This window comes from Streptomyces sp. NPDC051180, from assembly GCF_040689545.1.
Classification (GTDB): Bacteria; Actinomycetota; Actinomycetes; order Streptomycetales; family Streptomycetaceae; genus Streptomyces.
This window is the reverse complement of sequence record NZ_JBFBBC010000017.1, coordinates 64362-86608: the sequence shown is the minus strand read 5'-3', so window position 1 is coordinate 86608 and position 22247 is coordinate 64362. Positions and strand designations below refer to the sequence as shown.

General features: G+C 73.3%; 18 protein-coding genes. 8 read left to right on the top strand and 10 right to left on the bottom strand.

Annotation, left to right across the window (positions count from 1 at the left end):
- The first annotated feature begins 107 nt into the window (after nt 1–107).
- Nucleotides 108–1697 carry a hypothetical protein gene (locus AB0424_RS26395; protein ID WP_366309027.1) on the top strand — a complete coding sequence of 530 codons (1590 nt, stop codon included), beginning with the start codon at nt 108–110 and terminating at the stop codon, nt 1695–1697.
- A 55-nt stretch (nt 1698–1752) separates the two neighbouring features.
- Here AB0424_RS26395 and AB0424_RS26390 read toward each other — a convergent pair whose 3' ends face one another.
- From AB0424_RS26390 to AB0424_RS26375, 4 genes are all read right to left on the bottom strand, one after another.
- The gene (locus AB0424_RS26390) at nt 1753–2553 is read right to left on the bottom strand and encodes a VOC family protein (protein WP_366309026.1); all 801 of its coding nucleotides are present in this window, start codon (nt 2551–2553) and stop codon (nt 1753–1755) included.
- A gap of 225 nt (nt 2554–2778) precedes the next feature.
- Nucleotides 2779–3279: an NUDIX hydrolase gene (locus tag AB0424_RS26385; RefSeq protein ID WP_366309025.1), complete on the bottom strand. Its 501-nt coding sequence runs from the start codon at nt 3277–3279 to the stop codon at nt 2779–2781.
- A 51-nt stretch (nt 3280–3330) separates the two neighbouring features.
- The gene (locus tag AB0424_RS26380) at nt 3331–4299 is read right to left on the bottom strand and encodes a universal stress protein (protein ID WP_366309024.1); all 969 of its coding nucleotides are present in this window, start codon (nt 4297–4299) and stop codon (nt 3331–3333) included.
- A gap of 77 nt (nt 4300–4376) precedes the next feature.
- Nucleotides 4377–4775 (bottom strand): DUF5997 family protein, encoded by a 399-nt coding sequence (locus tag AB0424_RS26375; protein ID WP_366309023.1) that lies wholly within the window; start codon nt 4773–4775, stop codon nt 4377–4379.
- A gap of 64 nt (nt 4776–4839) precedes the next feature.
- Between AB0424_RS26375 and AB0424_RS26370 the strand changes: the two genes are divergently transcribed.
- Both AB0424_RS26370 and AB0424_RS26365 read left to right on the top strand, forming a co-directional pair.
- Nucleotides 4840–5667 carry a LysR family substrate-binding domain-containing protein gene (locus AB0424_RS26370; RefSeq protein ID WP_366309022.1) on the top strand — a complete coding sequence of 276 codons (828 nt, stop codon included), beginning with the start codon at nt 4840–4842 and terminating at the stop codon, nt 5665–5667.
- 134 nt (nt 5668–5801) lie between these two features.
- Nucleotides 5802–6380: a Type-2Aa cytolytic delta-endotoxin gene (locus tag AB0424_RS26365; RefSeq protein WP_366309021.1), complete on the top strand. Its 579-nt coding sequence runs from the start codon at nt 5802–5804 to the stop codon at nt 6378–6380.
- Nucleotides 6381–6467: 87 nt separating this feature from the next.
- On the opposite strand, the gene AB0424_RS26360 is transcribed toward AB0424_RS26365, so the two are convergent.
- From AB0424_RS26360 to AB0424_RS26350, 3 genes are all read right to left on the bottom strand, one after another.
- The gene (locus tag AB0424_RS26360; RefSeq protein ID WP_366309020.1) at nt 6468–8126 is read right to left on the bottom strand and encodes an FAD-dependent oxidoreductase; all 1659 of its coding nucleotides are present in this window, start codon (nt 8124–8126) and stop codon (nt 6468–6470) included.
- A gap of 34 nt (nt 8127–8160) precedes the next feature.
- Nucleotides 8161–9087: a diiron oxygenase gene (locus AB0424_RS26355; RefSeq protein WP_366309019.1), complete on the bottom strand. Its 927-nt coding sequence runs from the start codon at nt 9085–9087 to the stop codon at nt 8161–8163.
- A 221-nt stretch (nt 9088–9308) separates the two neighbouring features.
- Nucleotides 9309–11135 (bottom strand): S8 family serine peptidase, encoded by a 1827-nt coding sequence (locus AB0424_RS26350; protein WP_366309018.1) that lies wholly within the window; start codon nt 11133–11135, stop codon nt 9309–9311.
- 235 nt (nt 11136–11370) lie between these two features.
- Here AB0424_RS26350 and AB0424_RS26345 point away from each other — a divergent pair, with 235 nt between their 5' ends.
- Nucleotides 11371–12240 carry a GNAT family N-acetyltransferase gene (locus AB0424_RS26345; RefSeq protein ID WP_366309017.1) on the top strand — a complete coding sequence of 290 codons (870 nt, stop codon included), beginning with the start codon at nt 11371–11373 and terminating at the stop codon, nt 12238–12240.
- A gap of 75 nt (nt 12241–12315) precedes the next feature.
- Here AB0424_RS26345 and AB0424_RS26340 read toward each other — a convergent pair whose 3' ends face one another.
- Nucleotides 12316–15294, bottom strand: a complete 2979-nt coding sequence (locus tag AB0424_RS26340; RefSeq protein ID WP_366309016.1) for a carbohydrate binding domain-containing protein — start codon at nt 15292–15294, stop codon at nt 12316–12318.
- A 205-nt stretch (nt 15295–15499) separates the two neighbouring features.
- Here AB0424_RS26340 and AB0424_RS26335 point away from each other — a divergent pair, with 205 nt between their 5' ends.
- Nucleotides 15500–15868, top strand: coding sequence for a YrdB family protein (locus AB0424_RS26335; protein WP_366309015.1), 369 nt, complete (start codon nt 15500–15502; stop codon nt 15866–15868).
- Nucleotides 15869–16031: 163 nt separating this feature from the next.
- On the opposite strand, the gene AB0424_RS26330 is transcribed toward AB0424_RS26335, so the two are convergent.
- The gene (locus AB0424_RS26330) at nt 16032–16499 is read right to left on the bottom strand and encodes a MarR family transcriptional regulator (protein WP_366309014.1); all 468 of its coding nucleotides are present in this window, start codon (nt 16497–16499) and stop codon (nt 16032–16034) included.
- A 130-nt stretch (nt 16500–16629) separates the two neighbouring features.
- On the opposite strand from AB0424_RS26330, the gene AB0424_RS26325 reads away from it, so the two are divergent.
- Complete coding sequence (locus tag AB0424_RS26325) at nt 16630–18096, top strand: MFS transporter (RefSeq protein ID WP_366309075.1); 1467 nt, start codon at nt 16630–16632, stop codon at nt 18094–18096.
- 209 nt (nt 18097–18305) lie between these two features.
- On the opposite strand, the gene AB0424_RS26320 is transcribed toward AB0424_RS26325, so the two are convergent.
- Nucleotides 18306–19301: an Lrp/AsnC family transcriptional regulator gene (locus AB0424_RS26320; RefSeq protein ID WP_366309013.1), complete on the bottom strand. Its 996-nt coding sequence runs from the start codon at nt 19299–19301 to the stop codon at nt 18306–18308.
- Nucleotides 19302–19566: 265 nt separating this feature from the next.
- Between AB0424_RS26320 and AB0424_RS26315 the strand changes: the two genes are divergently transcribed.
- Together AB0424_RS26315 and AB0424_RS26310 are read left to right on the top strand one after the other, a co-directional pair.
- Nucleotides 19567–21012 (top strand): MFS transporter, encoded by a 1446-nt coding sequence (locus AB0424_RS26315; protein ID WP_366309012.1) that lies wholly within the window; start codon nt 19567–19569, stop codon nt 21010–21012.
- Entirely contained in the window at nt 21009–22202 is a 1194-nt protein-coding gene (locus AB0424_RS26310; RefSeq protein WP_366309011.1) for an amidohydrolase, read from the top strand. The genes AB0424_RS26315 and AB0424_RS26310 overlap by 4 nt, the downstream gene beginning before the upstream one ends.
- Nucleotides 22203–22247 lie beyond the last annotated feature (45 nt).

Genomic DNA, 22247 nt, shown 5'->3' with positions numbered 1-22247 from the left:
CGATCGTGAACCGCCCCTGAAACGCGGGGCGGTTCCATGTACATCTCACACACCTGGCCCTAGCCTCGGTCGCCGGCGCGACACACGTCAGGACCCGAGGAGCCGCCGTGACCACCCACCCGCCCCGAGGACGAGCACGCGCGGTCGCGACCTTCGTCGCGCTGAGCGCGTTCCTCCTCACCGGCGCGGCCCCCGTCGCCCAGGCCGACGAGATACCCCTCGGCCTGGGCCACCGCCTCGTCGCCCCCTACGAGGGCGCCCCCGCGACCGCGCGGCCCGTGCCCGGCCGGGCGCCCGCCCAGCACCCCCACCTCGCCCCCAACGGCCGCAGCGGCATGCACGCCGACGGCGCCGGCAGCGGCACCCACCCGTACTCCGGGCCGCTGGGCCGCGCACCCGAGGTCGTGAGCGAGCGGATCGCCCCGGTGGGCGGCGAGTGCGCCACCGTCACGTTCGACGCCGGCGGCCGGCTCGTCACCGTGTGCGGCACCTTCAGCGGCTTCCTGCTGAAGCTGCTCGACCCGCGCACCCTGGACACCCTCGCCGAGTACAAGCTGCCGCAGCGCTCCTCGACCGTCGAGGCCCTCACCCGCCTCGACTTCGAGAAGATCTTCAAGGACACCTCCGGCGGCGCCTACTTCTACCTCGACGACCGGGACCGGGTCGTCCTCGCCGACTCCCGCCGGCACGTCCTGCGCATCGCCCACCGGCAGAGGGCCGACGGCGCCTGGGAGTTCTCCGTCGAGGACGACTGGGACCTCACCTCCCTCGTCCCGCACGACTGCGTCTCCTGGACCGACCTCTTCCCCGGCGGCGTCTGCGACCCGGTCACCTCCGTCATGCCCGACTGGGACGGCCGGATCTGGTGGGTCACCCGGCTCGGCCGGGTCGGCACCGTCGACCCCGCGACGGGCGCCCTGCGCTCCGTCCGGCTCGCCGGGGAGGAGATCCAGAACTCCTTCTCCGTCGCCCGCGACGGTGTCTCCGTCGTCACCGACCACGCCCTGTACGGCTTCGCCGCCGACGCCGACGGCACCCCGCGGGTGCGGTGGCGCGCGACGTACGACCGGGGGACCGGGACCAAGCCCGGCTCGGTGAACCAGGGCTCCGGCACCACCCCCGACCTGTTCGGCGACCGCGACCAGTACGTCGCCATCACGGACAACGCCGACGACCGCATGAACGTGCTGGTCTACCGGCGGGGCGCCGACGTGCCCGCCGCGGAGCGGCTCGTCTGCGCGGTGCCGGTCTTCCGCGCCGGAGCGTCGACGACCGACAACTCCCTGATCAGCTGGGGCAACAGCCTCGTCGTCGAGAACAACTACGGCTACGAGAACCCCGGTAGCCTCGTGCTCGGCCGGAGCGTCGTCGGCGGCGCCGCCCGGATCGACGTCCGCGCCGACGGCAGCGGCTGCGACACCGTCTGGGAGAGCGACGTCCGCTCGCCCTCCACCGTCCCGAAGCTCTCCACCGCCAACGGGCTGCTCTACTTCTACGAGAAGGAACCGCACGCCTTCGGCATCGACGCCTGGTACCTCACCGCCGTCGACTTCCGCACCGGACGGCGCGCCTTCAAGCGCTTCACCGGCACCGGCCTCGCCTACGACAACAACTGGGCGCCGATCACCATCGGCCCCGACGGCACCGCCTACGTCGGCGTCTTCAACGGCATCGTCGCCGTCCGCGACACCGCCTGACCCGCACGACGGACCGCCCCGGACCCGTCGGGCCCGGGGCGGTCCGTCCCGCCGCTCACTTCATCTCGGGCATCTCGCCGACGGTGGTCCTCAGGTCGATCACCGCGAAGGCGGCGCCCTGCGGGTCCAGGATCGCCGCGAACCTGCCGAAGGGGCTGTCCATCGGGCCGAAGACCTTGCGGCCGCCGAGCCGTTCGGCCCTCTCCACGGCCAGGTCGCAGTTGTCGACGGCGAAGTACAGCTGGACGTAGGAGGGGATCTCCGGCGGGAAGTCCTCCGGCGTCATCGTCATCCGGCCGAGGACGGGCTGCTCGCCGCCCAGGTCGAAGACCCGGTAGTCGACGGCGTCGTCCATCATCTTCTTCGAGCCGTATCCGAAGACCGACGTGAAGAAGTCGTCGGACTTCGCGGGCTCCCGGGTGAAGACCTCGGCCCAGGCGTACGAGCCGGTCTCCCCCTCCAGTTCGAAGCCCTCGTGGTCGCCCGCCTGCCAGATCCCGAAGACCACGCCCGCCGGGTCCCGGGCGATGCACATCGACCCGAAGGAGCCCACCTGCATCGGCTCCATCAGCACCGTGCCGCCCGCCGCCCGGATCCTCTCCGCCGTGGCGGCGACGTCGGGCGAGGCGAAGTACAGACACCAGGCCGACTGCGGCTCCCCGTCCTGGCCCGGCATGGGCGGCACGACGGCCGCGACCGCCTTCCCGTCCTTGTACGCCTGCGTGTAGTTGCCGAATTCCGAGGAGGACTCGCCGAAGGTCCAGCCGAGGACGTCACCGTAGAAGGTCTTGGCGCCCTCGACGTCGGTGAACATCGCGTCGGTCCAGACCGGCGTTCCTTCAGGTCGTGCGGCCATGACGGTGACTCTCGCTTCCGATGGACGACGTGCTTCCTGAGAGCCACGCTAACCAGGGCCGCCGCACCTCGCTCGGTGACGCGCGGTGACCCCGCCGGACCTGCTGCGATCACGGGTGGTGCGGGGCCCTCCACGACCCCGAGGTCGACGGCGGCCACCCCGGCCTCCGCCTCGACGACGTCGGCCTCCGGGTCGCCCGTACCCTGCCGGCCCGAGCCGCCGGCGTCAGTACGGCAGCCGGCCCATCGCGTACCGGTGGAAGGGCCCGTCCGGCACCTTCAGGCCGGGCCGCCACATCCCCAGCACCTGCGCGGAGGGCACGAACAGCGCCTCCGGCAGGCGGTCCGGGTCCGTCCACTCCCAGCGCTCGATCCGGTCGGGCTCGGCCACCGCCGGGACCCCGCGGAAGCCGCGCACCAGCGTGGCCACGGTCATACGGGTCAGCTCCGCGGAGGTCACCGAGTCCAGGATCAGCCCGAGGACCTCCACGTCGGCGGGGTCCGCCAGCAGCGTCGTCTCCTCGGCCAGCTCCCGCACCGCGGCGGCCTCCACGGACTCGCCCGGCTCCACCTTGCCGCCGGGCAGCTCCCACACCCCGGAGCGGTGCAGCCCCAGGAGGACCCGGCCGGCCCCGTCGAGCACCACCACCCCCGCGCCGAGCGAAGCCTGGGCGGCGGGCGGCTGGACGTTGCGGTGGGCGGTGGCACCGTGGTCTTCGGTCGTCATGCCCCCTGTGTACCAGGCACCCACGACACGCTCCGGCGCCCCGGGCCCCCGTCAGCCCCCGGCGGCCCGGGGCGCGGCCGGCACCACCGCCACGGGGCAGTGGGCGTGGTGCAGCACCGCGTGGGAGACGGAACCGATCAGCAGCGAGCCGATGTGGTGCCGGTGGTGGCGGCCGACGACGAGCAGCCCCGCCTTGAGGGAGCCCTCGACGAGCCGCCCGGCGGCGTCGCCCGGCACCACGCGCGCCACGAGGTCGACCTCGGGCCTGCGGTCGGCGAAGGGGCGCAGCCGCTCCCGCTGCTCCCGCTCGGCCTCCCGCAGGAGCTCCGTGCCGTCGTCCGCCGGGGGCAGGGGCGGCGGGATCTGGAGGGCCGGCGAGGGTGCCGCGAGGAGCGCGCCGGGCTGCGGAGGCAGCCGGAAGGCGGTGACGGCCTCCAGCGGGACACCGCGGTGGTGCGCCGCCTCGAAGGCGAACGTGACGACCTCGTCCGGGGTCTCCTCCGGCTGGAGCCCGAGGAGGACCCGGCCGGCGGCCGCCCCGCTCTCCAGGGCGGTGGCGCGTGCCTCGTGGGGGACGACGACGAGCGGGCAGGGCGCGCTCATCGCGAGGGTGCGGCTCGTCGAGCCGAGGAGGAGGCTGGCGAAGCCGCCGCGGCCCCGGGAGCCGGACACCAGCAGACGGGCGCCGCTTGCGGCCGCCGGCAGGGCGTCGGTGACGGTGCCCTCCAGGGACGCGTACCGCACCGGCACGGTGTGCCCGCGCTCCTCGACGACCGTGCGCACGGCCCGGAGGACGGTGTCGGGCAGTTCCGCGTCCGTCGCCTCCGTGCCCAGGGAGGCGATGCGGGCCGCGCCGAGCTGGAGGGCGTCGGACCGCACGTGGGCCACGACCAGGGGAGCGCCCAGGCTCTCGGCGGCGCTCAGGGCCCACTCCAGGGCGCGCAGGCTGTGCTCGGACCCGTCCACGCCGACGACGACCGGCGGCCCGGACGGGGTGTTCGTGCTGCTCGTGTCACTCATGCGGGAATGACTCCCTCACCCGGACACGCGCCACGCCGGTCCGGACCTCCTCGGTCCGGACCGGCGTGGCGTGGGGGTCAGGCGTTCTTGTCGCGGCGTGCCCGCTCCGCGTCGCGCTCCTTGATGCGGACGGTCTCCTTGCGGACCTCCGACTGGGTGGCGCGCTCCTTGGTGAGCCACTCGGGCAGCTCCTGCTTGATCGCCTCGATCTGCTCGGAGGTGAGGGGCTCGGTGATCCCGCCGCGGGCGAGGCCGGCGATGGAGACGCCGAGCTTGTTGGCGACGACCGGGCGGGGGTGGGGACCCTTCTCCCGCAGCTCACGGAGCCAGGCCGGCGGGTCGGCCTGGAGCTGGGTCAGCTCGGCGCGCGAGACGACACCCTCCTGGAACTCGGCGGGGGTGGCTTCGAGGTACACACCCAGCTTCTTCGCCGCGGTCGCGGGCTTCATCGTCTGGGCGTTCTGGTGCGACGTCATGGTGTCAAGGGTATCGAGCATGCGGGCGACCTCCGACCACGTCCGCTACCGGTAGCCTGGCGGGGTGACAGGCTCGGACGTTTCCCCCGCGGATCCCCACTCGCTCTCCCCCTCCTTCCGGCTCGCGTTCGTGCCGGGAGTGACCCCCTCGAAGTGGGTGAACATCTGGCACGAGCGCCTGCCCGACGTCCCGCTGGCCCTGCTCTCCCTGACCCCGGCCGAGGCGTTCGGGGCGCTCCGGGAGGGTGCCGCCGACGCGGGCCTCGTCCGGCTCCCCGTCGACGGCGACGACCTCAGCGCCATTCCCCTGTACACGGAGACGACCGTCGTCGTGGTCCCCAAGGACCACGCCTTCGCGGCGGTCGAGGAGATCGCGGTGGAGGACCTCGCCGACGAGCTCGTCCTGCACCCCCTCGACGACACGCTCGGCTGGGAGCGGCCCCCGGGCCGCCCGGCGAACGAGCGCCCGGCGACGACCGCCGACGCGGTCGAGCTCGTCGCGGCGGGGGTCGGCGTGCTCGCCGTGCCCCAGTCGCTCGCCCGGCTCCACCACCGCAAGGACCTGACGTACCGGACGCTGCTCGACGTCCCGCAGTCGCGGGTGGCCCTCTCGTGGCCGGCCGCCGAGGAGGCGCCCGACCTGGTGGAGGAGTTCATCGGGATCGTGCGCGGCCGGACCGTGAACAGCACCCGGGGCCGGCGGGCCGAGGCGCTCAAGGGCCGGAAGGAGCCGAAGGACCGCAAGGCGGCCAAGCCCGCCGGGTCCGGGAAGCCCGCCGGCGGCTCCCGCACCGGCGGCAAGCCCGCGGCCGCCCGCAAGAGCGGCGGCGGGGGCGGCGGCGCGGCGGGGCGCGGGCGGAGCGGGAAGCCGCGCCGCGGCGGCCGCGGCTGACGTCCTTCCCCGTCGGGCGCCGGCCGACGGCAGGTCCGTCCGTACGGCGGACGCGTCCCGCCGGGGCGCGCCGTCCCTCGGCATACTGACCCCTCCTTGATCACCGAGATCGTCCCGATCATCCAGGAGGAGCTTTGGCAGCCAGTTTCAGGACCGTCGTCGAGGTGGCACCGGACCACCTCGACCAGGCCCGGTCGATCGACCGGGTGTTCCAGGCGGCGATCGCGCCGGCGACCGTCAACTTCGACTTCGAGGCGATCCGGGCGGCCGCCGCGGCCGTCCCGGACTCCACCGTCGTGAAGATGGTCCGGGGCTGGGGGCTCCAGGAGTACGCCCCCGTCCTGGTCATGGTGCTCTCCCTCAAGGAGGCCGTCCGCCAGGCGCTGCCGCCGGAGTGCGCCGAGGCCGGCTTCTGGGAGACCGTGGAGCGGGAGCTCGTCGGGGCCTTCACGGGGCTCGGCGCGCAGGAGGGACAGCCCGGTCTCTCCGTGTACGAGGAGTCCGGGGAGCGCACCCGGTTCTACCGGGACCTGTTCTTCGCCCTCCAGGACGAGGGGACCGGGGCCCACATGTACGCCCTGGCCTTCTGCGTGGACGTGACGGTCGAGCGGCCGAAGGCCGAGGCGCTGGCGCTCGACCTCACGGACGTCGTCCCCTTCGCGGTGCGGCTCGACGCGATCGTGGTCCGCCAGGCCCTGGCCGTCTCCGTCTGACCCGTACCGGTTCCGCACCGGCCCGCCGTCCCGGGCCGGATCCCCCGCGGCCCGGCGCGACCCGGCCCGCCCCTCTCCCTCACCGGCTCAGCCGTGGCGACGCCACCGTCCGCCGCGCGCCGCCGCGACGAGCTCCGGCACCGTCGCGAGCTTGACCCGGGGGCGTCCCGCGTCCCGGCCCCTGGCCCGCTCGGCCCGGTCGATGGCCGCGAGGCCGCGCGCGTCGACGAGACCGCGGCTGCGGCTCCTGGCCAGCCGGCGGAAGTCCTGAGCGGTGCCCGACGGCGTCGGGAGCGCACCGGCGACGGCGTCCGCGAGCAGCGTCCCGACCGTCTCCTCCGCACACGCCCGGTTGGCGCCGATGCCCCCCGAGGGGCCGCGCTTGATCCAGCCGACGACATAGCTCCCGGGCCGCCCGGCCACCCGGCCGCCCTCGTGCGGCACCGTGCCGGTGGCCTCGTCGAACGGCAGCCCCGCCAGCGGGACGCCGCGGTAGCCGATGGCCCGGACCAGGAGTCCCGCCGTGATCTCCTTACCGGACGGCGCTCCGTCCTCCGTCACCCTGACCGCACGCACGGCGTCGGTGCCGAGTGCCTCGACCGGCGCCGAGTGGAAGCGGAGCACGATCCTGCGCCGCTCGCCGGCGGGTGCCCGCGTCCAGTCGACCGCCTCGCGGGTCACGTCGCGCAGCAGGGCCGCCTTGTCGCCGGCCGCGGCCGCGTCGACGGCGGCGCCGGTGCGCGGGTCCCGGTCGTCGACGACCAGGTCGACGCCGGGCAGGTGCTTCAGGGCGAGCAGCTCCGAGGCCGTGTACGCGGCGTCCGAGGGGCCCCGGCGGCCGAGCAGCACCACCTCGCGGACCGGGGCACCGCGGAGCGCGGCGAGTGCGTGGTCGGCGATGTCGGTCCGGGCGAGTGTCCCGGGGTCCGTGACGAGGACGCGGGCGACGTCGAGGGCCACGTTCCCGTTGCCGACCACCACGACCCGCTCGGCGGAGAGCGGTACGGCGTCGGCGGCGGTCTCGGGGTGCGCGTTGTACCAGGACACGACCGAGGTGGCGGAGACGCTGCCGGGCAGGTCCTCGCCGGGGATGGCGAGGCGCCGGTCGGCGGGTGCGCCCACCGCGTAGACCACCGCGTCGTGGTGGGCGGCGAGTTCCTCGGCCGTGACGTCCTCGCCGACCGTGAGCCCGAGCCGCATGCGGACCCGTGGGTGGGAGTGGAAGCGGGCGAAGGTGTCGCCGGCTCCCCGGGTGGCCGGGTGGTCCGGTGCCACGCCGTACCGGACGAGCCCGCCGGCCACCGGGAGCCGGTCGATCAGCGTCACCTCGGCGTTGGTGTGCAGGAGCAGGTCCTCCGCGGCGTACATGCCGGCCGGGCCGGTTCCGACGACCGCGATGCGCAGCGGGGCGAAGTCGGCGGGCAGCGAACGGTGGAAGGAGGGGGCGCCCCAGGTGTGGAAGGTGGGCGAGGCCACGGCCGGCGGCGGTGTGCGGCCCTCGTAGAACTCGGCGTTGACGGCCTCGTACTCCCGCAGGCGCCCGGTGAGCCGGTCCGCCGGGAAGATCGCGTCGACCGGGCACGCGTCGGCGCAGGCGCCGCAGTCGATGCAGGTCTTCGGGTCGATGTACAGCATGTCCGTGGTCCCGAAGTCCGGCTCCCCGGGGGCGGGATGGATGCAGTTGACCGGGCAGACGGCGACGCAGGTCGCGTCGTTGCAGCAGGTCTGGGTGATCGCGTAGGTCATGTCGTCGGCTCTGCTCTGCTCGGCTCGGAGGGGATCAGACGAGGTGGGCGCGCTGGTAGAAGAAGAGCGCGGGCCGGGTCAGCATCCCGACGTCGCCCAGGAACTCCATCAGTCCGGAGCAACTGGCGCGCAGCCTGGCCTTGTAGTGCTCGTTGGCGGCCGCCTCGCGGCGGGCCCGCTCCGGGTCGAGCCCGGCCTGCACGTACACCTCGGGGTTCACCAGGCTCGTGATGATGTAGTACGCGGCGATGGCGACCACGAGGGCCTGGAAGTGGCGGCGCGTCCGGCCCGCGCGGGCGAGGTGGCGGCGCGTCTCGTCCCGGGCGAACTTCATGTGCCGGGATTCCTCGACGACATGGATGTTGTTGATGGTGCGGACGAAAGGGACGACCCGCTCGTCGCGCATCCAGTCGCGCTGCATGACGTCGAGGACCTCCTCGGCGACCAGGATGCCGGCGTACGCGGCTTCGCCGAAGCCGACGGTCTTCATGAAGCGCCCGAGCTCCAGCACGGCCCGCTTGGGCCGGTAGGCGGGGGCGCCGAGCTTCTGGGAGCCGCGGGCGAACATGATCGAGTGCCGGCACTCGTCGGCGATCTCGGTGAGGGCCCACTGGAAGCGCGGGTCGGTGTGGTCCGTCAGGTAGATGTCCCGGAGCATCATCTGCTGGAGGATCATCTCGAACCAGATGCCGGTGCTGGCGACCGAGGCGGACTCCTGGCGGGTCAGCTCCTTGCGCTGCTCCTCGCTCATCTCGTTCCAGTAGGCGGTGCCGTAGAGGGAGTTCCACTCGGGGCTCTGCCCGTGGAAGTCCTTGTCGAGGGGGGTGTCCCAGTCGACCTCGACGGCGGGGTCGTAGCTCAGCTTGGCGGCCGACCGGAGGAGTCGCTCGGCGACGTCCGACTCGGTGACGTCCGCGTCGGGGGCGTCCTGGCTGTCCGGGCGAACGGTGCTGCCTGCCATGGTGCGGCTCCTTGGATCGCGCGATCGGCTCGGGCTTGTTAGACGCTGCGTCTAGCAAGCTTGTTAGACGGAACGTATAGCAAGGGGGCGGTGCGGGCCTACCCCCCGGTAGCGACTTTCTTCCGGAGGAGCCCTCCACCGGGCCTCTCCGCATGCCGCGGAGCACGCGAGACGGGGCCGGAGCCATGGCGGCTCCGGCCCCGTCAGGGGGTCGCGCTGTCCTAGAAGGTGAGGTTCCAGGCGTCGATCTTGCCCGTGTCCTGGCTCGCGTTGTCGTTCACGCGGAGCTTCCAGACACCGTTCGCGACCTCGGCCGAAGCGTTGACCGTGTACGTCTGGGCGATGTTGTCGGTGCCGCTGCCGGTCCGGTTGTGCAGCGTGTAGACGCTGCCGTCCGGGGCCACCAGGTCGACCTTGAGGTCACCGATGTAGGTGTGCTTGATGTCCACGCCCACCTTGAGGGTCGCCGGGGCGTTGCCCGTCACCCCGCTGACCGTGATCGGGCTCTCGACCGTGGCGTTGTCCACGATCGTGACGTCCGCGAGGTTCTCGAAGTACGCGCCGGGCGGCGGGGTGCTGCCGCCGACGGCCTTCAGCGCGTCCACCGCGCCCTCGCCGAAGAATCCGTTCTTCGTCGACGTGCCGGTGCACCGGGCGTCCGACGGGCAGGCCCGGTCGGTCGCCTGGACGCCCAGCTGGTCCCGGATCTGCGCCGGGGTGAACGTCGGGTTCTTGCTCGCGATCAGCGCCGCGACACCGGCGACGTGCGGGGACGCCATCGAGGTGCCGCTCATGTTGCCGTACTTGCCGCCCGGCAGGGTCGAGTACACCTGGGTGGACCCGTCGCCGCCCGGGGCCGCGACGTCGATGACGCCGTTGCCGAAGTTCGAGTACGACGCCTTCGCGCCACCGCTGGCCTGCGCGGCGACGGTCACGACGCCCGGCAGCTCGGTCGGGATGTCGATGCAGGCGTTGGTGATGGTGCGGGTGACCGGCGTCGAGTCGTTGGGGCTCTCGGAGTCGGTCGTCTTGTTCGCGAGGTCGTAGTTGGAGTTGCCCGCGGCGGCCACCTGGAGCGAGCCCTTGCCCTCGGCGTACACCTGCGCCCGGCGGACACCCTCGATGATGGCGGCCTGGTCGACGTTGTCCGGGCAGTTGAACTGCCACGGGTCCGTGTAGTAGCTGTTGTTGGTGACCTTGAAGCCGTGGTCGCCGGCCCACACGAAGCCGCAGATCGTGTTCTCCGCGAAGAACAGGCTGCTGGTCGGCTCCGCGATGCGGACCGAGGAGATCTTCACGCCCGGCGCGACGCCGATGACGCCCTTGCCGTTCTTCGCGGCCGCGATGGTGCCCGCGACGTGCGTGCCGTGGGTGCCGACGTCACGCCAGGCGCCGGTGCGGGTGTCCGCCTTGCCGTAGGCGCAGGAGGCCGAGTCCGCCGCGTTGAAGTTGGGCGCGATGTCCTGGTGCTGGTCGTCCACGCCGGTGTCCAGGACGCCGACCTTCACCGTCGCCGATCCCGTCGTGACCGCCCATGCCTGGTCGGCCTTGATCTGGGTCATGTCCCAGCGGTTGGACTCGGTGAGCGTGGTCGCGGACTGCGCCGGGTTGGCCGGCAGGGCCGGGTTGTACGCGTCGGCGGGAACGTCCGACGTACGGGTCGCGCCGACCTGCTGGACGCCGCCGACCGTGCGCATCGACGCGGCGAACGACGCCGACGTCGAGTGCGCCACGATCACGCCGATCGCGTCGTAGGTCGCGAAGACCGAACCGCCGTTGCTCGTCACGGCACCGCTGACCGCCGACGTGCCGCCGGGCGCGGTGATGACCAGGTACGCGCGGGTGCCCGCGGCCCAGGCCGCCGGCGCCGCCGCGACGGTGGTGGTCGTGGTGGTCCGGTCCGCCCCCGCCGAACGGGCCGCGACTGGCGCGGTGTCCGACGGTGCTGCAAGGGCGGGACCGGCGGGAGCGGCGAGCGCCACGGTCGTACCGAGCGCCGCCACGGCGATGGCCGAAGCCCTCAGCCGGCTGGATATGTGGGAAAACAATGCGTCCTCCGATGACCCGGTGGCGCGGGTGGCGCCGGCCGGGCCCTGTGATGTGTGGGGTGGACGCAAGATCCCAGACTCGCCCTGCGGAGGGAAGCATTCTGTCCGAAAAGCCAGTTCGCGTGACGCACTGTTGATCTTCCGGCGCCGGGAAGGCGGGCCTATCCCCTCACCTGCCCGTTTCGTTCCACCCCCTAGGCTGTCGCCCCGACCGAGCACCGGGGAGGGACCGAGCATGACGTTCGACGGGACGGCGCTGTCCGAGGGCGATCTGGACGGGGTCGTCGGCCTCGCCCTGCGCTGCGCGGCGCACGACGGGGGCCTGCCCGCGACGGCGACCGCGGACTTCCTCCGGCGGCGGTACGCCGGACCCGGGACCACCGCGCTGGGCGTCTTCTCCGGAGGCCGCCTGGTCGCCTGCGGAGCCCGGCGCCCCACGCCCGAGGGCGCGTTGCTCACCGGCCTCGTCGACCCGGACCACCGGCGGCGCGGCCTCGGCGCGGAGCTGTTCGACCGGCTCGCGGCGGCGCGGCCGGGCGACGCGGGCCCCCTCGGCGTGGAGACCGAGTCGCTGAAGCCGTACGGCGAGAGGTTCCTGGGCGTCCGGGGCTTCGCGCGCGTCTTCGCGGAGGACGTCCTCGTCCTCGGCGCGCGGACCTCGCCGCCGCCGGCCGCGCCTCCCGGTGACGTGACCGTCGAGGAGTGGTCGGACGGCAACCGGGCGGACTTCCACGCCGCCTACCGTGCGTCCTTCGCCGACCGGCCCGGCTTCCCTGACCCGCCCCTGGACCACTGGGTCGACTGGACGGTCGACGACACCTTCCTGCCCGCGTGCTCGCTGCTCGCCCGGGACGCGGTCGGCGCCCCCGTCGCCTTCGTGACCTGCGCCGAGGGGTACCTCGTGCAGGTGGGCTGCGTACCGGACCGTCGGCGCACCGGGCTCGGCCGGGCCCTCGCCGCCGCCGCGCTCACCCGGCTGCGCGCCCGCGGGGACGGCGAGGTCTTCCTGGACGTGAACGCCGACAACCCGGGCTCCGCCGCGCTGTTCCGCGGCCTGGGCCTGGTGCCCGTCGCCCGTCGCGCACGGTTCGCCCGCTCCGGGTGAGCCGCGCGCCCGGGTGAGGGGCGGGGTGGCGACGGGGGGTACGGGGCGGGTGGGTCCCGCCCCGTACGGCGTGCGCTACTTCAGGTACGGGCCGGCGGTGCCGATCTTGCCGGGGCCGTTCAGGACGTAGACGCGCAGGTTGCCCTTGCCGGGCGCGGCGACCGTGAGGGTGCCGTTGGAGACGGTGCGGACGTCGCCGGTGACGGCGTCGGTGTAGGTGCCGTTCGGTACGCCGGAGAAGGTGGCGCCGCCCGAGACGGTGACCAGGGCGAAGCTGTCCGTGGCGCCGCTGGTGTAGCGCCGCTTGTAGGCCATGCCGCCCGAGATGCCCTCGGTGGAGTACTGGCCCATCTGGAGGGCGGGGACGGCGCGACGGATCTGGTTGAGCCGCTGCACGTGCTGCACCAGGGGCTGCTGGAGCGTGGTGGCGACGGCGCCGGAGGCCGACGAGACCTGGGAGAAGTCGGACGCGGTGACGGAGCCGGCGATGTGGTCGCCGTAGTAGGCCCGGCCGGTGGTGGCGAGCGGGCAGGTCGGCCCGCAGTCGATCTTCCTGCCCTTCTGGAACTCGATCTCGGAGCCGTAGTACAGCGTGGGGATGCCGCGGAAGGTCCACATCAGGGACATGTTCTCCGCCCAGGCGTCGGTGCCGCCCGTGTACCGCTCGCTCGACTTGTTCGGGCCGTAGTCGTGGCTGTCGACGTAGACGACGTTGTAGGTGGCGTCGTTGTAACTGTCGTCCGAGTCCTTGCCGTTGAAGAAGGCGTTGGAGGCGTCGCCGAAGTTCATGTGCATGCGCATGTCGATGACGTTCATGCCGGAGAAGCGGCTGTGGTCGGGCGTGTGGTAGCTGTTCCCGTCGAGGAAGGCGTTGGTGGAGGTGGGCTGGTTGCCGGTGCCCTGCTGCTGCTCGTAGTCGTACATCTCCAGGGCGGCCTTGGTGTCGTCGGCGTCGTACTCCTTGCGCTCCTTCCAGGTGTAGAACTGCGCCGAGTGGTTCACCGAGCCGCGGTTCCACTTGTCGTTGACGAAGGCGGCGACCTCGCCGAAGACGAAGAAGTTCGCTGCCGCCGCCGCTCCGTGACGCTGGGTCACCCGCTCCTGGATGGCCGGCAGGAAGCGGCGGTTCCAGGTGGTGCGGGGGATGTGCACCGCCGTGTCGACGCGGAAGCCGTCGACGCCCATGTCGATGTACTTGTCGTACGCGCCGATCAGGTAGCTCTGGACGGTCGGGTTCTCGGTGTCGAAGTCGGCCAGGTCCTCGTGGAGCCAGCAGGAGCGGGAGTCCTCGCCCTCCCAGTTGCCGATCCAGCACTGGTGGTACAGCGCCTTCGGGAACATGCCGGAGGTCGGGCTCGGCCACTGGCAGTTGTAGACGGTGTACCCCTCGGCGCTCTTGCCGCCGGTGGGCTTGCCCCAGTTGAGGCAGGTGTTGCCGGTCGGCTCGGCCGTCGACCACAGGTCGCCGTTGTAGTAGGACTTGCCGGACTTCGGGTCGACCGTCAGGCCGTCGTACTCGAAGCCGGGCTGCTTCTCGTCGTAGTACCAGCTCCACTGGCTGTCCCGGACGCCGTAGACGGTGGGCGTGAACAGGCCCTTGGCGCCCCAGCGCGAGGAGTGGTTGTAGACGACGTCCTGGTAGATCTTCATGCCCTTGGCGTGGGCGGCGTCGATGAGGTCCTGGTAGGAGGCGCCGGCCGACTCCAGGCGCGGGTCGACCTTGTAGAAGTCGTAGCCGTGGTAACCGTGGTAGTCGTAGTCGGAGCGGTTGAGGACCACGGGGGTGACCCAGATCGCCGAGAAGCCGAGCCCCTTGACGTAGTCCAGCTTCTGGACGAGGCCCTTGAAGTCGCCCCGGAACATGGGGTCGTCGTTGGCCGCGTTGCCCGACTTGACGTGCTGGCTGCCGCCGCGGTTGTTCGACGCGTCGCCGTCGTAGAAGCGCGCGGTGAGGACGAAGTAGATCGGGTCCTTGCGGGGGTCGGTGCCCAGTGGCTTCCCGGTGGCCGGGGTGGCCGGCCTGTCGCCGGTGGTGGCGGTCGCGGCGGCCGAGGCGGCGGAGACGTTGCCGGCCGCGTCCACGGCCTTCACCGTGTAGCTGTAGGCGGTCCGTTCGGCGAGGCCGGTGTCCGAGTACACCGTGGAGCCGACGTCGGTCACGACCGTCCCGCCGCTGCCGCCGACCCGGGTGACCTGGTACTTCGTCACGCCGCGGTCGTCGGTCGAGGGGTCCCAGGTGAGCAGGACCGAGGTTCCGTCGGCCGCGGCCGTGACACGCCCGGGGGCGGTCGGCGCCTGGGTGTCGGGCGTGGCCGCGGCGCACGGGTCGGCCGCGTTCGCCGTCACCGCGTTGTTCCGCACGGTGCTGACGCCCGTTCCGATGGCGTAGTCGGCGCCGCCGTTGTTGTCCCAGGTGCCGTTGCCGTTGTTGAAGGCGGCCTTGAGGGACGTCGCCGTCCCCAGGTCGATCTCGCGCTTCCACCAGCCGGTGCAGGCGGCCTGCATGCCGACCCCGGGGACGGCCGTCCACGAGCCGCCGGCGGGCTGGTAGTGGATGTTGGCGGTGGACCAGCCGAGAGCCTCGGTGGAGTAGTACACCGTGGCCTTGGCCCCCGGTGCGGGCGTGGTGCCCGAGCAGGGGTCGGAGTGGGCGACGACCCCGTCCTTGACGGTGATGGCCCCGGTGCCCAGGGCGTAGTTCTTGCCTCCGTTGTTGTCCCAGGTGCCCGTGCCGTTGTTGAAGGTGGCCTGCAGTCCGGCGGCCGCGCCGAGGGTGACGGTCTTCTTCACCCAGTCCGTGCAGGCGGCCTCCATGGCGACGCCGGGGACGGTGGTCCAGGAGCCGCCGTCGGGGGCGTAGTGCAGGTTGTACGCGGCCCAGTTCTTCGTCTTCGTCCAGTAGAAGACCGTGGCGGTGCTCTCGGCGACGGCCGCGGCCGGGGCGGTGCGGGGCGACGGGTCGTCGGGTGGTGCGGCGAGCAGGCCGAGGAGGCCGGCGGCCACGGCCAGGGCCGCCACCGGACGTCCGGGCAGCCGCGCGGGGGTGCGGGTCATCTGATTCTCCAGGCGGGGGAGCGTTCCGTGCGGGCCGGTCGGGAGGTGGGGATCGGCAACGCTGGAAACACAGTCGGAAAGTTTCAGAAACGTTTTGCGTCGGCGGGAAGCTACCGCCGCCGAGCCCCGCGGTAAAGACTCCTGTCACAACTGCCCTCTAGGCTCGGGCCGGTTCGCCCGCCCGGATGCCGTCGAAAGGTCCCCGATGAGACTCCCCGGCCCCCTGCACGTGTTCAACGAAGGGCTGGCGTTCCTGCTGGAGCTCGCGGCCCTGGCCGTGCTGGCCCGGTGGGGTTGGGGGAGTGCGGACGACCTGGCCCTCCGGCTGCTGCTCGCCGTCTCGGCCCCCGCCCTCGCCGCTGTCGTCTGGGGGCTCTTCGCCGCCCCCAAGGCCCGGATCCGACTGCCGCTCGGGGGAGTTCTGGCCGTCAAGGCCGTGGTCTTCGGTGCGGCGGCCCTCGCCCTCCAGGGGCTGGGCCGGCCGTCGGCGGCCGTCGTCTTCGCCGTCGTGGCCCTGCTCAACACCGCCCTCGCGACGGCGGACCGCCGGGCGGCCATGCGGCGCGGGGTCTGACGGGAGGCTGTGCGGCGCGGGGGTCGGCGGGAGGTCGCGGGGCCTGACGGGCGGCCGTGCGGCGCGGGGTCGCGGGAGGTCGTGGGGTGCGGGGTCGGCGGGAGGTCGTGAGGGCCTGACGGGCCGTCGACCGCGTGGGCGGCCGACGGCTGCTTCGCCCCCGTCAGGGGCGCGGCCAGGGGCGCCCCTCGAGCCGCTCGATGTCGCGGTTGAAGCGTTCGAGGAAGGCGGCGAATACCGTCACGTCCTCGGGTGACCAGTGCTCCATCACCCGCTCCAGGCCCTCGACGTTCGCGGCCCGGTCCGCGTCCAGCCGGCGTTCGCCGTCCTCGGTGATGCGGAACTTGCGGGCGATGCCGCCCTCCGGGTCGGGGATGCGTTCGACCACCCCGGCGCGCAGCATGGCGGCGGTCTGCCGGTTGAGGGTGGAGGCGTCGAGGCCGAAGGCTTCGGTGAGCTGCCCGATGGACATCGGCCCGTGCATCCGGATGCGGCTCAGCAGGACGTACGCGCTGCGGTCCAGTTGTCCGCCGCCGGCGCGGGAGCGGGGCGCGTACAGGAGGGCGTGCCGGCCGAGCAGCATGGCCTCGAACTCGACCAGATGAGTGGGCTTGTCCACGGGCTTGTCCATGGCTCCATTCTCTCCCGTCGCGTTCAAGTGTGCACCATGCATATGTTGTGCATTCCGCAAGCAATGTGCATCATGCATAAGACTGCGCATGGCGATCCATGGCGCACCGTGCAAGACCGAGGGAGAACTCGTGGACGGCTCCAAGCCCGACGCCCGACCCGGAGGCGTCGTCGGCGTCCTCGCGCTCGCGGGCATCGTGGCCGCACTCATGCAGACGCTGGTGGTGCCGCTCATCGGCGACCTCCCCAGGCTGCTCGACACCACCGCGTCCAACGCGTCCTGGGTGATCACCGCCACGCTGCTCGCGGGCGCCGTGGCCACCCCGGTCGCCGGGCGGCTCGGCGACACGCTCGGCAAACGCCGGGTCCTGCTCGCCTCCGTCGTCCCGCTGGTCGCCGGCTCCGTCGTCTGCGCGCTGGCCTCCTCGGTCGTCCCCATGATCGTCGGACGCGGCCTCCAGGGCCTCGGCATGGGGGTCGTCCCGCTCGGCATCAGCCTGTTGCGCGACATCCTGCCGCCCGAGCGGCTCGGTGGCTCGATCGCCCTGATGAGCGCCTCCATGGGCGTCGGCGGCGCCCTCGGCCTGCCCTTCTCCGCCGCCGTCGCCGAGAACGCCAGCTGGCGCGTGCTCTTCTGGGTCGCCGCCGCGCTGAGCCTCGTCGTCGGCTTCCTCATCTGGCGCGTCGCCCCCACTGGCCGCCGCGCCGCCGCCCCGGGCCGCTTCGACGTCCCCGGCGCGCTCGGCCTCGGCGTCGGACTCGTCGCCCTGCTGCTCGCCGTCTCCAAGGGCGCGAGCTGGGGCTGGGGCAGCGCCACCACCCTCGGCCTCTTCGCCGTCGCGGCCGTCGTCCTGCTCGCCTGGGGCGCGTGGGAGCTGCGGACGCGCGATCCGCTGGTGGACCTGCGGGTCACCGCCCGCCCGGTCGTCCTGATGACCAACCTGGCCTCGGTCCTGGTCGGCTTCGCGATGTACGCCCAGTCCCTGGTCGTGCCCCAGCTCTTCCAGCTCCCCGAGGCCACCGGCTACGGACTGGGCCAGTCGATGATGGCGATGGGCCTGTGGATGGCCCCGGCGGGCCTGATGATGATGATCCTCGCCCCGCTCGGCGCCAAGCTCTCCGCCGCCCGCGGCCCCAAGGTCACGCTCTCCGTCGGCGCCCTGGTCATCGCCGCCGGATACGGCTCCTCGCTCGCGCTGATGGGCACCACCTGGGGCCTGCTCGTGGTCACCCTCGTCTGCAACACGGGCGTCGGCCTGGCCTACGGCGCGATGCCCGCGCTCATCATGGGCGCCGTCCCGCAGGAGGAGACCGCCTCGGCCAACAGCTTCAACACCCTGATGCGCTCCATCGGCACCTCGGTGTCGGCCGCCGTCATCGGCGTCGTCCTCGCCCAGATGACCACCACCCTCGGGGGCCACGCACTGCCCTCGGAGGGCGGCTTCCGCGTCGCCATGCTCATCGGCTGCGGGGTGGGCATCGCCGCAGCCGTCGTCGCCGCCCTCATCCCCGCGAAGGCACCGGCCGCCGGCGCCGACGACGCCGCGGCGGAGCCCGCCACCACGCCGCGTGCCGCTTCCGGAGCCGCCACGGCCTGACCCCCCGCCGGACGGAGCCGCCGCGCACGTGGGGACGGCGCGCGGCGGCTCCGCCCCGGTCCGGCGTCCGGCCCCGCACGGGGCACGCACCGGACCCCGAGGACCCCGACGGCCGAGCAGAGGCGGCCGCCGGGGTCCCCGCCGTCGTCCCCCTCCCGACACGGGCCCGGCCGCCCCGCCGCCCGGCTCGGGCGCCGCCCCGGGAGGGATCACCCCCGCACCGACGCGAAACCCGCCCGCTTGTACGTCCGCATCAGCAGGGCCGTCTCCGTCGACGTCACACCCTCCAGCCGCCCGAGGACCCGGTCCGCGAACTCCCGGAAGTCACGGGTGTCGCGATGGCTGGAGTAGCCGAGGAGGCTGGTCGAGCCGCTGGTCACGACGAGATGGCGGAGGGCCGGCTCGCCCGCGAGCAGCCGGATCGCGGGAGCGAGTCCGCTGTGCGGCACGCCCAGCCGGAACCGGGCCTCCACCGGATACCCCAGGACCGCGGGATCGGCGTGCAGCCGCAGATGCAGGACGTGCGACCCCATCAGACGGGCCAGTCGCCGCCGCGCCGTGGTCTCGCCCACGCTCAGCTCGCGGGCGAGCCGCGTGGTCGACATCCGGGCGTCCCGCCGCAGCAGCTCGACGAGCCGCCGGTCCAGCTCGTCGACGGCCGGCGGCTCCGGCAGTGCCGTTCCCTCGACCGCGTGCCGGCGCACGTCGGTGGGCTCGTCGTCGTAGGGCGCCCAGTCGCTGGCCGTGAGCAGCAGCCGCAGCACCACCGCGGAGTGGATGTCCACGACGCCGTCGAGCCGGCCGATCACCGTGTCCACCAGCGTGAGCAGTGCGTCGTGGTCCGGCGCGTGGAGCTCCACGAACACGTCGAGCGCCCCGGTGGCGACCTCCACGGACCGCGTCTCCTCCAGCGCCGCCAGCGTCAGCGCCACCTCGTGGACCCGGCCCGGCGCGCACCGCACGGCGACCTCGGCGGTCACCCCTTCGTACCGGTACTCCGGCACGAGCGCGGCGACGAACGCCACCCGTCCGTCGGCGGTCATCCGCTCCAGACGCCGCGCCACGGTCCGCTCGTGCGCCCCGACCGCGGTCGCGACCTCGGCGAACGGGGCACGCGGGTCGCGGTGCAGCACCTTGAGGATGCCGTGGTCCAGGGCGTCCAGGCCGGCGCCGCCGCCGGACCCGGGCTCGCGCGTGGGGGACATCGGTTCTCTCCCTCTCGTACGGGGCGCGGGGACGCCCGACCCGCCGCGACGGGCGTGTCCGATGGCGCCTCGCGCGTCCCTCTGATGCCGGAATCCTCCGAAGCACCCCGACCGTCTGCCGCAATCGACCGTCTTCAGGGGCAACTCTTGCCCGAAGTGCCGCTCGCTCGCCACATTGTGGTGCATCTTCCGCCCCCGCACCCCCACCCGCCGGGCGGCCCCCTCCCCATCGAGCCCCCGCGGCCCTCCCGAAGAGGTAGTACGTATGACGGACGCCGGTACCCGCACCGCCCCCGCACGGAGAAGAGCCGTACGCGCCACCCCCGCCGGAGCGGTCGTCGCCTCGGTCGCCCTCGTCGAGCTGTCCAGCGGGATCACCCAGGGATTCCTGTCCCCGCTGCTCAAGGGACTGACCGACACCCTGAAGGTCACGGCGGCGGACCTGAACTGGATCAGCATCGCCAACCTGCTCGCCAGCGTCGCCTTCACCCCCGTGCTCGCCCGCATGGGCGACCTGTACGGCCACCGCCGGATCCTGCGCTGGAACCTGGCGATCGTCATCGCCGGCTCGGTCCTGGTCGGCCTCAGCCGCTCCTTCCCCGTGCTCCTCGCCGGGCAGATCCTGCAAGGGGCCATCGCCGGCTTCTTCCCGCTGCTCGTCGGCATCCTCCGCAACCGCCCCGACGGGGGCGACGCCGAGAGTCGCCGCGGCATCAGCCACATGGTCGCCGCGCTGATCGGCGGACTGACCCTGGGGCTGCTGACCAGCGGATTCATCGCCGCGTCCGTCGACAGCCCCACCGCCGCCCTCTGGGTGCCCGCCATCGGCGCGACCCTCGCGCTCGTCGTCACCTGGCCCCTGCTGCCCGAGTCGGCCGACCGCCCCGGCGGCTCGGTCGACTGGCCCGGCGCGGTGCTGCTCTCGACCGGACTCGTCGCCCTGATGCTGGCCCTGGGCCTGGGCGGCACCCCCGGCTGGGAGTGGACCTCCGCTCGCACCCTCGCCACCCTGGTCGGCGGCGTACTCGTCACCGCCCTGTGGGTCCGCGTGGAGCTCCGTACGGCCGAGCCCATGATCGACGTCCGGATGTTCCGCCACCGCCCGGTGGTCGTGGTCTCCCTCGTCACCGTCACGTTCAGCTTCTGCATGTTCGGCCTCCAGGTCGCCCACTCCGTCTTCCTCGGCACCAGCCCCGCCGAGACCGGCTACGGCTTCGGCTACGGCCCGGTCGCCATCGGCCTCGGACTGCTCCCCAACCTCCTCGCCATGGCCGCGGGCGCGCTCGCCGCCCCCGCCGTCGCCGCTCGCATCACCGACCGGCTCACCCTCGTCACCGGCTCGCTCCTGATGGCCGGCGGGTACGGCATCGCCCTCGCCACCCACACCTCCGCGCCCCTGTTCCTCCTCGGCACGGCCCTGGCCGGGCTCGGGAACGGCTTCCTCCAGCACTCCACGCGCACCCTCGCCGTGGAGTCCGTACCGCACGACCGCACCTCCGTCGGCTCCGGCATCAACGAGCTCCTCATCAGCGTCGGCGGCTCCCTCGGCGCCGCCGCGATCCTGACCGTCTTCGCCGGCCACACCCCGGCCGGCCGCACCCTGCCCGACCTCGGCGCCTACACCACCTCCTGGGTGCTGTGCCTGGTGATCTCCCTCGCCGGCGCCGCGGCCTCCCTCCTCCACCGCACCCCCTCAGAGGACGCCCGATGACCCCGCACCCGACGCCCACCGCCGCCCGCGCGCACGCCCGCAGCGCCCTGACCGGTCACCAGGACACGGTCGTCGGACTCAGCCACGCCCTGCACGCCGACCCGGAACTCGCCTACGAGGAGCACCGGGCCGCCCGGCGCATCACCGACCTCGTCGAACGCGCCGGCTTCGACGTCACCCGCGAGGCGTACGGGCTGCCGACCGCGTTCCGCGCCACCGCGGGCACCGGCGACCTGGTCGTCGCGATCTGCGCCGAGTACGACGCGCTCCCGGGGATCGGCCACGCCTGCGGCCACAACGTCAACGGCGCGGCGTCCGTGGCCGCCGCGCTCGCCCTCGCCCCGCTCGCCGACGACCTCGGCCTCACCGTCGCGCTCCTCGGCACCCCCGCCGAGGAGTCGGGCGGCGGCAAGGTCGACATGGTCCGCGCCGGAGCCTTCGACGACGTGGCCGCCGCCATGATGGTCCACGCCGCGCCGCAGGACGCCGTCGGCCTCGCCAGCCTGGCCATCAGCAGCCTCTCGGTCGCCTACACCGGGGTGCCCGCGCACGCCGCCGCGATGCCCCACCGGGGCGTCAACGCCGCCGACGCCATGATGATCGCGCAGGTCGCCATCGCCGCCCACCGCCAGCAGATGGTCCCCGACGCGGTCGTCTCCGGCGTCGTCACCTCGGCCGGGGACGCCGCGAACGTCATCCCCGACCGCGCCACCGCCACCTACGACGTCCGCGCCGCCACCAGCGAGCAGCTCACGGAGCTCCGGGCCCGCGTCCGGGCCTGCTTCGAGGCGGGCGCCCTGGCCACCGGCGCCGAACTCCTCCTGGAGACCGTCGGCAACGACTACGCCGACCTGCGCCAGGACCTCGCCATGGGACGCAGCTACCAGGCCGCCGCCGAGGCCCTGGGCCGTACCGTCCTGCCCCACGACCCCGGTCTGCGCGGCGGCTCCACCGACATGGGCAACGTCTCGCACCTCGTGCCGACGATCCACCCCTCCATCGGGTACGACTGCGGCGACACGATCATGCACCACCCCGACTTCACCCGGTACGGCACGACGGCCGCCGCCGACCGGGCCGTCCTCGACGGCGGACTGGCCATGGCGTGGACCGCGATCGACCTCGCCACCGACCCGGAGCAGCGGGCCCGCCTCCTGGCCCGCAGGGCCGCCCGCACCACCGGCGACTGACCGCCGGCGGCCGCCGCAGTCCGACCACGTCGGCGAGGGGAGCCG